The organism is Streptomyces sp. CB02980, from assembly GCF_014451325.2.
Classification (GTDB): Bacteria; Actinomycetota; Actinomycetes; order Streptomycetales; family Streptomycetaceae; genus Streptomyces.
Map to the genome: position 1 here is coordinate 301,789 of NZ_JACSCH020000001.1, position 13,900 is coordinate 315,688.

Consider the following 13,900-nt stretch of genomic DNA (forward strand, 5'->3'; position numbering starts at 1 on the left):
TCGCATGCCGCCGACGAACCGTTTCCATACCTGCCGCTCCTAGCGTCTGGCGCAGCCGTCATGGCCGCCCACCACCACGCTGCGAGGAGATTCCGTGCTCGAAGGCTTCGGCGAAGCGCTCGCGGACCGGGAGTACTACCTGCCGCTGACCAGCGTGGCAGACCCCGGGCCCCGCTTCGCTCCCAGCGAGGTGCCGCCGGGCCTGCGCGGCGTCGCCCAGGGCATCTGGACGGCCTGGGGCAGTCCGCGGACCGGGCTCGCCGAGCAGGGCTGGAAGATCCACGTGTCGGCGCGGCTGGACCGGGCGCAACACGTGCTCGACACGGTCGCCCGCATCTGCTTCTCCGAAGGCGTGCCGTTCAAGCACCTGAGCGCCCGGCTCTTCTTCCTGTTCCTCCATCACAAACACGCCGGGCGGGCCCAGGCGGGCAAGTTCTGCGCCGTCTACCCGCCGGACACGGCGACCGCCCGCCGGCTGCTGGAACGTCTGCGCGACGCGCTCGACGGCGAGGAGGGACCGTACGTCCTCACCGACCGGCGCTTTCGCGACTCGCGGACGGTCCACTACCGCTACGGCTCCTTCGGTGCCCGCAGTCGGCTGCGGGCCGACGGCACCCGGGAGGGGCTGGTCCTCGACGGCTCCGGCCGCGAGGTCGTGGATCTGCGGCTGCCCGCGTTCCACCTGCCCACGGGCATCGCGGACCCCTTCGTCGAGGAGGAGGAGAAGCCGCACGAGGGCCCGATCCTGATCCGCGACTACGAGGTGACCCGCGCGGTGCGCCTGAGCAACGCCGGCGGCACGTACCAGGCCCGGGACCGGCGGACCGGCCGCACCGTCTTCGTCAAGGAGGCTCGCGCCCACAACGGCCTGGTCTTCGACGGGACCGACGCGCAGCAGCGGCTGCGGCACGAGTACGGCGTGCTGCGCGAGCTGCACGCGGCCGCCCCCGGCGTGGGTCCGGAGCCGCTGGACCACTTCACGGAGTGGGAGCACGACTTCCTCGTCACCGAGTACGTCGCGGGGCAGCCGCTGGTGGGCTGGCTGAGCCGGTCCTCCCCGCTGGCCCGCGCCGACCGCACGACCGAGTCCGTCGCCGTGTACTACGAGGTGTGCCGGCGCCTGCTGGCCGCACTGGACGCCTCGCTGAAGCGGCTGCACGCCGCCGGCTACCGGTTCGGTGACCTCAGCCTGGGCAATGTCATGGTCACGCCTTCGGGCGGAGTCCGGCTGGTGGACTTCGAGGCGGCCTCGGCCCTGTCCTCGGCACCCTCCGGGATGGGCACCCCGGGGTTCACACCGCCGCCCGGCCTGTTCCGGGCCGACTCCGATCCGCTGCTCCAGGACCGGTACGGCATGTCGGCAGTCGCGTTCGCCCTCCTGGCGCCGTTCCACGAGATCGCCGAACACGCGCCCGCCAACCTCGCACTGCTGCGCCGCGACCTGGCGGACGTGGCTCCGCCGCAGGACCTGTGGCAGCGGGCCACCGCCTTCCACCTGGCGGAGGAGCAGGTGCGGGAGCAGGTGCAGGACCAGGCGCGGGAGCAGGCGCCGGGCCGGGCGCGGGACCAGGCGCAGGAGCAGACGGTGGGCCGAGCGCGGGACCAGGCGCAGAGCCAGGCGCAGGGCCAGGGCGGTCCCTATCGCCCGCCCTCCCCCGCCGAGCTGGACACCGATCCGCGCGGCTGCCTCACCCGGCTGTCCGCGGAGGTGGCCGCGGGGCTGCTGGAGATGGCTGACGCCGACCGGCCGGAGTGGGCCTTCCCGCCCTCGCCCGAGGCGTTCCGGACCAACAACGTGTGCCTGGCCTACGGCACGGCAGGAGTGGTGCACGCCCTGCACCGCACCGGGGCGGCGGTGCCGGACGAGATCCGCGAACGGCTGCGCCGTGACACGCTGGCGCAGCGCGACGCGCTGCCCCCCGGACTGCTCGTCGGCTCGGCCGGCATCGGCCGGGTACTGGCCGGCCTCGGCCTGCTGGACGAGGCCGTCGACCTGCTCCGGGACGCCGACGACCACGCGCTCATCGCCTCGTGCAGCACGCTGGCCGGTGGGCGGGCCGGGGTCGGTCTGGGCTGGCTCGCCCTGTACCGGCTGACCGGGGAGAGCAGCCACCTGGAACGGGCCGCCACGGCAGGGGAGCGCCTGCTGCGCACTCCCGACCTGCCGGCCACCCTCGGCGAGCACGACGCCCGCGGACTGCTGCACGGCCGCTCGGGGCTCGCCCTCTTCCTCCACCGCCTGGCCCGTGACACCGACGAGGCCCGCTACCTGGAGGCGGGCCGCATGCTGCTCCATCAGGAGCTGGACCGGACCTTTCCACTGGACGACGGCGCCCTGTCCCTCTCCGACAACGCGCGGCTCACCCGTGCCATGCCGTACCTGGGCACGGGCGCGGCCGGCGTCGCGGCCGTGCTCACCCGTTACGTGGCCACCGTGCCGGACGAACGCTGCGCTGCGGCACTGCCGAGACTGGTGGCCGGCATCCGGGTCTCCTGCGCGACGAAGGAGGCGGGCCTGTACCGGGGTCTGGCCGGACTGAGCTGGTTCCTGACCGAGCACGCCGAGCTCACCGGCACGGACGCCGCCCGCGGGGACGCGGTGCGCGCCGCGACCGGCCTGCTGAAGTACGCCGTCCCGTACCGGCGTGGTGTCCGCTTCCTCGGAGCGGGTTCGCAGCGGTTCACCGCCGACCTGTCCAGTGGCGGAGCCGGCGTCCTGCTGGCCCTCCACCGCCTGCTGGCCGGACCGCTCCTGACGGAGCCCCACCACGCGCGTCCCCGGATCCCCGCGGCCCGCTGACGGCACCGGGCGGGCGTCCCCTGAACGCCTGGGCACGGCGGCAAGCAACTCCGTGCCGAGGTACGCAGTCACCGACCGAAACGACCCCGAGAAGAAGGTGGAGAGCATCCATGAGCCAGATCCTCGCGCTCCAGGCCCTGGACACCGAGCCGGAGGCCTATTCCCTCCCGCCCTGCTTCAGCGTCGCCTGGAGCATTAGCGACATCTTCCCCGAGCCCATGTAGCCAGCCGGCACCCGGGGATGGCCGGGACCGGTGGTCCTGCCACCGGTCCCGGGCCCGGGCCGTTCGCCTGCCCGACGGCCGGCGCGGTGGAAGCCCTGCCACCGCGCCAACACCCTCATCGCGGCCGCTGCCTGCCAGGGGTGCCCCTCCAGCCACGTAACGAGCTGTTTCCGGACGGCCTCCGCGGCGCCGCGGTGCACGGCGGCACCAGCCGGCCTGCCGTGGAAATGGTCCGGCTTCACCGACACGACCGCCGACGGCCTCTCGCCGATCTGGTCGGTGCAGATGTGGAGAAGTTCGGGTCACCACGTGAGTTTTCGGTCGGCGAATTCCTCTCCCATACCGCATCGGAAACAGTTTCGAACCCTTCCAACTCAATAGTAACCAGCCTCTGAGCAGCCAAAATGCCTTTTCTGAGGGGGCGGTCACGGGAATCCCCTGAATTCCGACGGGCGGGGTATGGTCGGGCCCGCTCACCCGTCCGAGTATTCGTCGAACGCCGTGGGCGACAAGAAAACGGGGCACATGCAGACCCCGTGGGCGAAGACCGACCAAAGACGTTCGAGGCGAGGCAGACCGATGGAAGCTCCGACCACCCCGTCGGCCGACGGCTACGGCTCCGGTGCCGCTGCCGGCGGTCAGAACGGGGGCTGGTTCGGGCGGGGTTCGCAGGGAGCGCACGGGCCCCAGCGGCCGGGGCACCCGGAGACCGGCCGGTCGGCCCCGAAGTCCGCGCGCCCGGCGGAACGCCGACCAACCCCAGCCCCAGCCCCGCCGACACCGCCCCCGACCCCGGCGGCGGTCCCGTCCGCCACGGAGCTGTTGCGCCGCACGATGGCCGAGATCGAGCCGATCGCCGACCGGGTCACCTCGTACTTCTACGCACTGCTCTTCCTCCGCCACCCCGGTCTGCGTGACCTCTTCCCGGCCGCGATGGACACCCAGCGCGACCGGCTGTTCAAGGCCTTGCTCACCGCCGCGACCCACGCGGACGACCCCGTCACCCTGACCACGTACCTCACCCACCTCGGCCGCGGGCACCGGAAGTACGGCACCCTCCCCGAGCACTATCCGGCCGTCGGCGAGGCCCTGATCGGCGCCCTCGCCTGCCATGCCCCGGAGACCTGGGGGCCACGGGCCGAGGCCGCGTGGGTGGGCGCCTACACCACGATCTCCCAGATCATGATCGACGCGGCGACCGAGGACGAGCTCCGTGCGCCGGCCTGGTGGCAGGCGGAGGTGGTCGCCCATGTCATGCGTACGAAGGACGTCGCGGTCGTCACGGTCCGGCCCGACGGGCCGTACCCCTTCCTCGCCGGGCAGTACACGACCCTGGAGACCCCCTGGTGGCCGCGGGTCTGGCGGCACTACTCCTTCGCCTCCGCGCCCCGTTCCGACGGACTCCTCTCCTTCCACGTGAAGGCCGTACCGGCGGGCTGGGTCTCCAACGCCCTCGTCCACCGCGCCCGTACCGGAGACGTCATCCGGCTCGGGCCTCCCGCCGGTTCCATGACCGTGGACCACACCAGCGACAACGGGCTGCTGTGTCTCGGCGGCGGCACCGGCATCGCGCCCATCAAGGCCCTGGTGGAGGATGTCGCCCGGCACGGTCGGCGGCGCTCCGTCGACGTGTTCTACGGTGCTCGCCGGAACAACGGCCTCTACGACATCGACACGATGCTGCGGCTGCAGCAGTCGCACCCCTGGCTCTCGGTGCGCCCGGTCGTCGACGACGGTCCCGTCGGCCTGCTGTCCGGCGGTATCCCGCAGGCCGTGCGCGAGTTCGGCCCGTGGCACACCCATGACGCGTACCTGTCCGGCCCGCCCGGAATGATCCGGCGCAGCGTCGACACCCTCGTGGGCATCGGCATCCCCGCCCACCGCATACGGCACGACTCCATCGAAGAACTGGTCGGGGCAACGACGTGAGTACTTTCGAACACGCCGCGCAGCAGGGGACGACGACCCTGCGTACCATCCGCCCGGGCAGTGACGGCGAACACCTCGTCCAGCAGCGCATGGCCACCACGGAGCGCGCGGACCGCTTCTACGCCGACCAGGTCCTCGACCGGCTGAACTCCCGGATGCGCGAGTTCGTGAACCGGCAGGAGATGTTCTTCCTGGCCACCGCAGACCGGCACGGTGCGTGCGACAACACCTTCCGCGCCGGCCCGCCCGGCTTCCTCCACGTCCTGGACGACGCGACGCTCGCCTACCCCGAGTACCGGGGCAACGGCGTCCACGCCAGCCTGGGCAACATCGACGAGAACCCGCAGGTCGGCATTCTCATGGTCGACTTCCTCCGGGACCGCATCGGACTCCACGTCAACGGCCGGGCCAGGAGCGTGGCCGACGACGAGATGCGCCGCGCCCACCCCTGGCTCCCGGCCGACCAAGTGCCCGGCCGACGGGCGCTGGTGTGGGTGGTGATCACCGTCGAGGAGGCGTACATCCACTGCGCCAAGCACATCCCCCACCTCCAGAAGGTCCCCGCGCGCGACCACGGCCGCCCGTGGGGAACGGACGACTTCAAGCGCAAGGGCGGTGACTTCTTCGGAGCGGCCTCCGAGGCACCGGAGCGCGGCCCGTTTCTGCCGCCGCCCCGTCCGGACGCGGACGCGGCGACCTGGCGGGCGGAGGCGGAGAAGGTACTCGCGAGGGCGGAACGGCACGCCTTCGGCGAAGGCACCGGCGCCGGGGCGGAATCCGCGGCGGGGGCGCCGCCGTTCAGCGGCTGGTTCAGCAGAAGCGCCTCGGTCTGAGCCCCTGTCCGAGCCCCTCACGCTGCACGTTTCCGTTCTTGGGTCCGGTCGGGTGAAACCTTCCGGCCCTCTCTGCCGTCCCCTTATCCGGGAGAGCGTAGAGAACGGCGAGGAGTGGCAGGACATGGGGCTGAAGGGCAAGTACACCGCGCACATAGCCGTGGCGGCATCGGCGGTCGCGATCAGCCTGGCGGCGTGGGGGGCCACCGCGCTGACGGACACCGACGCCGCCGCCCGGACGGGGGCGGGCTCGCAGGGAACCGGGCCCGAGGAACGGACGAAGGAGCCGGCATCCGGCCCGCCGCCGGTGTCGAAGGTGAGGATGCCCCAGGGGATCGCCCATGCCGCCGAGGCGGGCGGGAAGGCCGTGAACATCACCATCGACGACGGGCCCGACCCGCAGTGGACGCCCAAGGTGCTGGAGGTCCTCAAGCAGCACAACGTCAAGGCGGTGTTCTGCATGGTCGGACCGCGGGCGAAGGAGTTCCCCGACCTGGTCAAGAGGGTCGTCGCGGACGGGCACCGCCTCTGCGACCACACCACGTCCCACGACACCGCGATGGACAAGAAGTCCGTCGCGTATCAGAAGCAGCAGATCCTGGACGCGAAGCGGATGATCGAGGACGCCGCCGGGGGTGCGAAGGTGGAGTACTACCGGGCGCCGGGCGGCGCGTTCACTCCGGACAGCCGACGCATCGCCGCCGAGGCGGGGATGCGGCCGCTGGGGTGGAACGTGGACACCAAGGACTTCGAGAAGCCCGGCACGAGCGCCATCGTGGGCACGGTCAAGAACGAGCTGTCCAACGGGCCGACGATCCTCTTCCACGACGGCGGCGGCGACCGCGGTCAGACCGTCGAGGCCCTCAAGCAGGTGCTGCCGTGGCTCAAGGCGCAGGGACGCACCTTCAGCTTCCCCGTGCGAACCGCCCCCTGAGGATCCACCGGCTCGGGGCAGGTGCGTGACCGGCCGACAGGCCACCGGCGCGCCGGCGCACGGCCGCCGGCGCCCGGCCACGGGCGGCCCGACAGCGGACCGCGGGCGGAGACCGTCGTCGGCTCGCCGGGCCCCGAGCCGCTGCCGTCCTCGGCTGCCGCCTGACGTCAGCCTCTGTCACCGGACGTCAGCCCCTGCCGCTCGCCGCGCTCACCTGGGCCGTTTCGCTCGGATCGTGTCCGGCCTCGTGCGGGGGCGTCCGCGGCGGCGGGGAACATGCAAGCGGTCCATCACGTGCGCGAAGACGAGCCCGTCACCGGCCGTCCCGTGCGGGAGGCGTGCGGCCCCGGGGAGGTCTCCCGGTGTCAGGAACGGGCCATCAGGGCGGCGAGACCCGTCCGGGTGGCGACGTCGGTCTTGCGGAACACCCGCGAGAGGTGGGTCTCGACCGTCCGTGGACTGAGGTAGAGCCTGGTGGCGATCGCCTGGTTCGTGAGGCCCTCGGCTGCCAGTTCGGCGATCTCCCGTTCGCGGGCCGTCAAGGAGGCCAGCCGCGGTGGGGCGGTGGAGGGCGTGCGGGGTGCGGAGGGCCGTGTCATCTCCGCCAGACCGACCAGCAGACCCGCGCCGCCACCGGTGGCGAGCCGGTGCCCCTGCTTCCACATGGCCTCACCCCGTGCTCCGAACCCGGCGGCCGTCATCGCCGGGGCCGCGAGCAGCAGTGACCGCGCCTCCCAGAACACCGCGCCGGACCGTGCGCATTCCGCCGCGGCCTCGGAGAGCAGTGTCGCCGCCCTGCCGGCGTCGCCGTGGTGCAGTGCGAGCTGTGCCGCGCTCCGCATCGCGGAGGCGCGTTGCACGGGCAGGCCGAGCTGCTCCGCTTCCCTGCGGGCCCGCTCGGACCATGCGGACGCCGACGTGACGTCCCCTGTGAAGAGGGCCGCCGTGACGAGGAGTTCCGACAGAAGGGGGCGCATCGAGGGTTGCAGGCCACGCAGGTCGTCTCCCCCGGCCCGGAGGAGGGCGTCCCGGGCGCGGTGCGGATCGCCGCCGGTGAGCGCCGCGTAGCCGAGCATGCACCAGGCCATGGAGGCCCGCCAGTTGTCGCTCGGCCCCATGGCCGCAACGGCCTCCTCCGCAGCCGCCAGTGCCTCCGGATCGCCGGGTGCGGACGCCGCGACACGCACCTGCGCCTTGTTGGCCAGGACGAAGGCGAGCAGTTCACCGCTGCCGATCCCGCGGGCGATGTCCTCGGCCTCGTCCGCCAGTTCCCGGGCCGACTGCAGTCGGCAGGTCTGGATCCGTACGTGTGCCTTGCACAGCAGCAGGAGCGGCAGGAGGTAGATCTGCCCGCTGCGCCGGGCGATGCCGAGGCCCCGGTCGGCGTGGCGTTCCGCGTCGGTGAAGCGGCCCAGGAAGGCCTCCGCCCATCCCAGTCTGCCCAGTGGTTCGCACAGTGCCGTGAGGTCGCCGTCGGGCAGGCCATCCAGTATCCCGGCCGTCTGCGTCGCGTACGCGCTCGCCGCGGTCATGTCGCCCTCGTAGGCCTCGCCGAACGCGGCGACCGCCAGTGCCCCCGCCTCGCCGAGTTCGTTGCCGAGGACGCGGGCATCCGCGAGGGTCCGTGCGACTTCGCCCCGCATCTGCGGATAGGAGGCGTTGTGCGGTGCGGACGAGCTCAGTTCGAGGCCGATCGACACCCGGTCGGACGGTGACGGCTCCGGCTGCCTGCGCAACTCGCGGCGCAGCAGCGCGATCGCCTCGGAGTACCTTCCGAGGTGCCGTTCCGTCGAGGCGCACAGCACGACGGCCGACGTCCTGACGTCGGTCTCGTCGGGGCCGACCGTGCTGATCACCTCGTGCAGCAGGTCGCGGCTCTCCCGCAGCCCGCCGGAGACGCCGAGTGCTCGTGCGCGCCGCAGCAGCAGATCGCGTCGCTCGGCGGCGTGTTCAGCCGTGTCGGGCAGTAGTCGGAGTGCGACCTGGAGCCAGTGTGCGCAGCTCGTCGGAGCCGTCGAGGCGGTCTGCTCGGCCGCCTGCCTCAGTACGTCGTACGCCTGCGGGTCCCACGTGGTCACCGACCGTTCGATGTGCCGGGCCTGCTCGACGGCCGGTGCGCCGGTGCGGGCCAGCTCGGCGGCCGCGGCGTGATGGATCTCGACGCGCCGCCGAACCGCGGTGGACTCGTGGACCAGCGTCCGGATCACCGGGTGGCGCACCACCATGCGGCCACCTGGGCCCGGCCGCACGAGGTCACGTCGTGCCAGCGTGTCCAGATCGTCGTCGAGCTCGGCATCGGTACGTCCGGCCACCCTGCGGATCACCGGGGACACGGCGTGATCGCCTAGCACGGCGATCACCTCCAGGGTCCGGTGCTGCGACGGGGTCAGCGGGGCCAGCTCGCTCAGCAGCAACGCTCCCAGCCCGGTGGGCAGTTCGCCGGGTGCGATCTCGGCGGAGGCAGGGGAGGACGTACGGCGACGCTCGGCGTCCTCGCGGTAGGCGTGCAGGAGGGAGAGGAAGTAGAGGGGGTTGCCCTCTCCTGCCGCATACAGGTGCGCGGCCTTGTCGCGCGGCAGATCGGGGGCGAGCCCTTCGACGCATTCCTGTTCCGCGAGCGGTGCCAGAGCGATCCGCAGGACCGCTCCGGTGTCGGCTTCGCGGGTGAGCGCCGCTGTGAGCGCGGTCGGCGTCTGCCGGTCGCGGCGGGCGACGACGAGGACGACCGGACCGGGTACGGGATGCCGGACGAGGTGGTCCAGGAGCTCCAGGGAAGCCGGGTCCGCCCAGTGCACGTCGTCCAGCGCCACCACCAGGCCGTCTGCCCGGCCTAGTCGTGCCATCAGCCGTGCCACCGAACGGTGGAGACCGAAGCGGTCGGCGGTGGCGGGCACCGCCCCGGGGAACGGCCCGGCACCACGGCCGCCGAGGACGCGGGAGACCGCGTCCAGCAGGTCGGGGGCATCCGGCGGACGGTGGTCGAGGTCGGCGAACGCGTCGGCGAACGGATGGAACGGGAGGTGCCGCTCGTACTCCGCCGCGCGGCCGCGCACCACCGTCAACCCTCGTTGCCGTGCGTGGAGGCAGAGTTCGGCCATCAGCCGGCTCTTGCCGATCCCCGCCGCGCCGGTGATGTCGACGAAGGACGGGGCGCCGTGGCCCAGCCGGTCGATCACCGTGTCGAGCAGGCCCAGTTCGGCCGTGCGGCCGACGAGGGGGATCCCGCTGTCGTGATGTGTGGCCGCGTCTTCCGATGTTCCGACGGGTGTGATCTCTCTACCGAACTCCACGGCATTGTCTATCACGTCGAACAGGAGACCTATCGAGAGACGTACATGCGTTGCGTCCGGGACCCTCCCCCGAGGACGCGGAGCCGTGCTGCCCCCGTCTCCTCAGACGAACAAGTCGAACAGGGCGATGGCGATCGAGACGACGATGCCCACCAGGAGTCCGAGAACGAGCGCGGCGACCTCGGCGACGATGAAGACCAGGACGTAGTCGCCGTTGTGACTCCACGTGCGGTCCCGCGCGCAGGCGCGGAACGACAGCGACAGAGCCAGGAACGGTCCGAGGATGAGCCCGGTGACGGTGATCCACGTACCCAGCGCGTAGCCCGACAGTTCGTGGGCCCTGCCCCTCGCCATCCGCACCTCCACGGTGCTGCCGGGCTTGTGCGGCGTGGCAGCCTTGTCCAGCGTGACCTGACGTGAGGGCTCCCCCGCCGCACGCGGGGTGTACGTGCCTGTGCAGTTGGTGCCGTCCGAATAGCCCTGCTCGTCGGTGGCCTCGTAGCACGAGGCGATCCTCATGACGCCGTCCACGGGGCCGAACCCCAGGACGGCCGCCAGGTGGGGTCCCGGGAGCAGCCAGATGAGCCACCCGGCGACCGCGAGACTGACCACCGCTCCGGTCAGGCCCACCCTCCGCGCCCACGTCCCTGCCGATCGCGCCACACCGCCCGCCCCCCCCCTGAAGGCGGCCGTCGTGCGACCGCCTGTGATGTGTACGGCTCACCGAACCGACCACGACTCACGACTCTCCCACCCGTCACGTTGCCGCGGGTCCGTGGTTTCCCTGACATGCCCTACGTACTTCAGGGTGCGTGCGGTCGGCCGCCCGGCCAATACGTAGCGAAGTACGTGTTTCCACCGACGTCCCCGGGCGACGGACCCTGCGAGCATCGGCCCCCGTGCCGCGGCACGGTCCCGTGAGGCAGCGCAGCCCCGCGCCGCAGCACGACCACGTGCCGCGACACACCCACGTGCCCGTCGCAGCCGGCATGCGGATGATTCCCCCCATCGAACAAGAGGTGCTTTTCGTGTCACACCGCGTTCTCGTCTCCCCCATCCTCGGAGTGCTCCTGGCGCTGTCCCTCGCCGCCTGCGGATCCACTGCGGACAAGGATCCGGCCGTCCCGGGCTCAACGGCCGCGGGCAGCGTGGCCGGCGGGGGCGCGGCCGACGAGGGCGCGTCACGGGACTGCCCGGACAAGCACGCGGCGACCGTGCAGGACGACAAGTTCGGAGGGACGGCGGACATCGACCTGTGTGCGCGTCCCGAAGTGCACCGGACAGCCGTCAGCGCGGCCTGGGTCAGCGTCTACAGCAACCCCACCGTGAGCCCGCCCCTCAACATCATGCCGGTCTCCTGCACGGGCGAGTCCGAGGACAGCTGCAAGGTGATCAAGGTAGGTGACACCGAACTGTGCAATCAGGCCAAGCCCGATTGCCACCCGCGGCGCGGCGAGGAAGTACCCGTGATCTGTTCCGCCGTGGACAAGCTGAACTCCGACAGGCTGTACTACGGCGTGCTGCTCGACAGCAAGCGCCTGCTGGCCATGGGCACGGATCGCGACCGCCGCTACACCCACGACTTCACCGACAAGGGCGACATCGCCGTGGGCTATGTGGATGCCGGGCGACTGGAGAAGGTGCGGGGCGAACTGCCCGCCTGTGACGGCACCCTGCTCCACGGCTCGGGAGCCCGCACCTTCGCGCAGATGCAGGGTCTTCCGCTCGACTGATCGGCCTGGGCCCGACTGCTCACCGGGCACGGCCGGGCAGCGGGCTCAGTTCGCGTACACGAAGGTCAGCCACAGAGCCGCGAACGGCACGACGGACCCCGCGAGCAGCGCCAACGCCGCCGGGGCCGCCGCCGTCAGGCGCTCCCTGCCTCTGCGGCGTCCTGAGCGGAACACCGACCGGGCCAGGAAGAACGGCGACGTCGTGAGCGCGAGGAGGATCACCGGTACCACGGCCCGGCTGAACGCGGTGGTACCGGTACCGGTCACCAGATGCCAGGTGGCCGCGCCGAAAACCAGGACCGGGCCGGTCAGCATGGCGAACGCAAGGGCCGACGCCATGACGACGGTCATCCCTTCGGTCAGCCGCTCGCCGCGCGTCCGTCCACGAGACACGTCCGTGGTCCCGCTGTTCCCCATGACCACTCCCCCATGTGCCGCAGTTCGGTCTCGCCGCTCCTGTCGACGTTCCCACCCTGGAGCGAGTTACGCGGCAGGGCGGCGGACTCGATGATCTCATGGGTCCGTTGAACGGTCGGGACCCAGTCGACCTCCTCGTGGCAGCGTCGGACGCTGCGAGACGGCCGGGGTGGCGTCCCGCCGCCGGGGCACCGTCACCGCCCGGCAGCCGCTCGAAGACCGAACCTTGGACCCGCGTCGGGAAGCGCACCGCAGGCGAGGCGCGGGTTCACCGGAGGATCGGGGTGGCACCGGTCGCGGCGATGGAGAGGTCCCAGAGACGTGCGGCCTCATCGGGGTCGATGGCGTACGAGCGGACACCGCCGTCGTCCATGGGCTGGTCGGGGGTGGAGATTCGGGCGATGTCGCAGTCCTCCAGGTAGACCCCGCCGCGGCCGTCGAGGAGCGATGACGTGGCGGCCCACAGGCCGGTGGCAGCGCCCTGGGAAGGGGTCTTGAAGTCGACGCCGGTCACGTTGCCGTGCTCGTCCACCCAACCGCGGTCGATCTGTTCCTGGAGGGTCATCTCGCGCTGGAGACCGGTGATGATCTTGCCCGGGTGGAGGGCGAACGCGCGGACGCCGTCGTTGCGCCCGAGGGCGTCCAAGTGCACGGCGAACAGGGCGTTCGCGGTCTTCGACTGGCCGTAGGCCAGCCACTTGTCGTAGCCGGTACGGAAGTACGGGTCGTGCCGGCGGATCCCGGTCAGGGCGTGGCCGGCGGAGCTGTTGACGACGACGCGCGCGCCGCCTGCGGCCTTCAGGAGCGGGTAGAGCTCACAGACGAGGGTGAAGTGCCCGAAGTGATTGGCGGTGAACTGGCCTTCCCAGCCGGGCCCGACGCGCCGCTCCGGGGTGGCCATGACGCCGGCGACGGCCATCAGGAGGTCGACCCGGTCGGCGATGTCGCTGATGTGCGCGGCGGCCGAGCGGACGCCGGCGAGGTCGGCCAGGTCCATGGCGATGACCTCGCAGCCCCTCACCCCCTGGAGAGCGGCACGAGCGACGTCGGGGCGGCGGGCCGGAACGATGACCCGGGCCCCGGCGGCCGTCAGAGCCAGGGTGGTCTCCAGACCGAGCCCGGAGTAGCCCCCGGTCACCACAGTGGTCAGGCCGGAGAGGTCGCAGTCGGCCACGATGTCCGTGGCGGAGGTGGTAGCGGAGAAGGGCGAGCCCAGCGGCTGCTGTTCAGTCGTTGTCATGCCGCCGACGCTACGATCTAGAGCGAGGTCTAGATCAAGTCCAGGGGTGAGAAGGATGGCGACCGAGGCTGCCGTGCAGTGGCTGAGCATCGGCGAGGTGGCCGAGCGGACCGGACTGAGCGTGCACGCCCTGCGCTTCTACGAGCGCGAGGGCCTGCTCGTCGGACCGGTCCGGCGCACGTCGGGTGGCAGGCGGCGCTACACGTCCGCGGATGTCGAATGGCTGCTGATCTGCGTCAGGCTCCGCGAGTCCGGGATGCCGCTCGCCGACCTCAAGCACTTCGCCGAACTGGTACGCAACGGTCCGGGCAACGAGGCGGAACGCCTGCGGCTGCTCGAGGCCCATCGACAGCGCGTCGACGCACAGATCCAGGCGCTGGAGGAGTGCCGGTCCGTCATCGCCTGGAAGGTCGACGTCTATGCCGAGCACCTCGCCCGCGACGAAGCCGGCGGACTCTGGGACCCCACTGCCTGAGGCACGCGTCGCACCGCGCCGTCCC

General features: G+C 71.8%; 10 protein-coding genes. 6 read left to right on the forward strand and 4 right to left on the reverse strand.

The genetic code is table 11. From position 1 onward, the window contains the following. Positions 1–94: 94 nt before the first annotated feature. From lanKC to E0F75_RS01545, 4 genes are all read left to right on the forward strand, one after another. Positions 95–2,800: a class III lanthionine synthetase LanKC gene (gene lanKC, locus E0F75_RS01530; protein ID WP_187620575.1), complete on the forward strand. Its 2,706-nt coding sequence runs from the start codon at positions 95–97 to the stop codon at positions 2,798–2,800. Positions 2,801–3,603: 803 nt separating this feature from the next. Next, positions 3,604–4,953, forward strand: coding sequence for a globin domain-containing protein (locus tag E0F75_RS01535; protein ID WP_187620576.1), 1,350 nt, complete (start codon positions 3,604–3,606; stop codon positions 4,951–4,953). After that, the gene (locus E0F75_RS01540; protein ID WP_187620577.1) at positions 4,950–5,786 is read left to right on the forward strand and encodes a pyridoxamine 5'-phosphate oxidase family protein; all 837 of its coding nucleotides are present in this window, start codon (positions 4,950–4,952) and stop codon (positions 5,784–5,786) included. Before E0F75_RS01535 ends, E0F75_RS01540 begins: the two co-directional genes overlap by 4 nt. 124 nt (positions 5,787–5,910) lie before the next feature. Then, positions 5,911–6,720 carry a polysaccharide deacetylase family protein gene (locus E0F75_RS01545; RefSeq protein WP_187620578.1) on the forward strand — a complete coding sequence of 270 codons (810 nt, stop codon included), beginning with the start codon at positions 5,911–5,913 and terminating at the stop codon, positions 6,718–6,720. Positions 6,721–7,085: 365 nt separating this feature from the next. Here E0F75_RS01545 and E0F75_RS01550 read toward each other — a convergent pair whose 3' ends face one another. Together E0F75_RS01550 and E0F75_RS01555 are read right to left on the reverse strand one after the other, a co-directional pair. Then, positions 7,086–10,010 carry a LuxR family transcriptional regulator gene (locus E0F75_RS01550; RefSeq protein WP_229312425.1) on the reverse strand — a complete coding sequence of 975 codons (2,925 nt, stop codon included), beginning with the start codon at positions 10,008–10,010 and terminating at the stop codon, positions 7,086–7,088. A gap of 102 nt (positions 10,011–10,112) precedes the next feature. Continuing rightward, the gene (locus tag E0F75_RS01555) at positions 10,113–10,622 is read right to left on the reverse strand and encodes a hypothetical protein (protein ID WP_229312426.1); all 510 of its coding nucleotides are present in this window, start codon (positions 10,620–10,622) and stop codon (positions 10,113–10,115) included. A 416-nt stretch (positions 10,623–11,038) separates the two neighbouring features. Between E0F75_RS01555 and E0F75_RS01560 the strand changes: the two genes are divergently transcribed. After that, positions 11,039–11,743: a hypothetical protein gene (locus E0F75_RS01560; protein WP_187620581.1), complete on the forward strand. Its 705-nt coding sequence runs from the start codon at positions 11,039–11,041 to the stop codon at positions 11,741–11,743. A 45-nt stretch (positions 11,744–11,788) separates the two neighbouring features. On the opposite strand, the gene E0F75_RS01565 is transcribed toward E0F75_RS01560, so the two are convergent. Both E0F75_RS01565 and E0F75_RS01570 read right to left on the reverse strand, forming a co-directional pair. Beyond that, positions 11,789–12,160, reverse strand: coding sequence for a hypothetical protein (locus E0F75_RS01565; protein WP_187620582.1), 372 nt, complete (start codon positions 12,158–12,160; stop codon positions 11,789–11,791). A 268-nt stretch (positions 12,161–12,428) separates the two neighbouring features. Next, the gene (locus tag E0F75_RS01570) at positions 12,429–13,400 is read right to left on the reverse strand and encodes an SDR family NAD(P)-dependent oxidoreductase (RefSeq protein ID WP_187620583.1); all 972 of its coding nucleotides are present in this window, start codon (positions 13,398–13,400) and stop codon (positions 12,429–12,431) included. 55 nt (positions 13,401–13,455) lie between these two features. Between E0F75_RS01570 and E0F75_RS01575 the strand changes: the two genes are divergently transcribed. Continuing rightward, positions 13,456–13,875 (forward strand): MerR family transcriptional regulator, encoded by a 420-nt coding sequence (locus tag E0F75_RS01575; protein WP_187620584.1) that lies wholly within the window; start codon positions 13,456–13,458, stop codon positions 13,873–13,875. The last annotated feature ends 25 nt before the right edge of the window (positions 13,876–13,900 follow it).

Coding starts and splice junctions, on each gene's coding strand:
- E0F75_RS01570 (WP_187620583.1), bottom strand. CDS start 13,400: ATGACAACGACTGAACAGCAGCCGCTGGGCTCGCCCTTCTCCGCTACC.
- E0F75_RS01545 (WP_187620578.1), top strand. CDS start 5,911: ATGGGGCTGAAGGGCAAGTACACCGCGCACATAGCCGTGGCGGCATCG.
- E0F75_RS01575 (WP_187620584.1), top strand. CDS start 13,456: ATGGCGACCGAGGCTGCCGTGCAGTGGCTGAGCATCGGCGAGGTGGCC.
- E0F75_RS01565 (WP_187620582.1), bottom strand. CDS start 12,160: ATGGGGAACAGCGGGACCACGGACGTGTCTCGTGGACGGACGCGCGGC.
- E0F75_RS01535 (WP_187620576.1), top strand. CDS start 3,604: ATGGAAGCTCCGACCACCCCGTCGGCCGACGGCTACGGCTCCGGTGCC.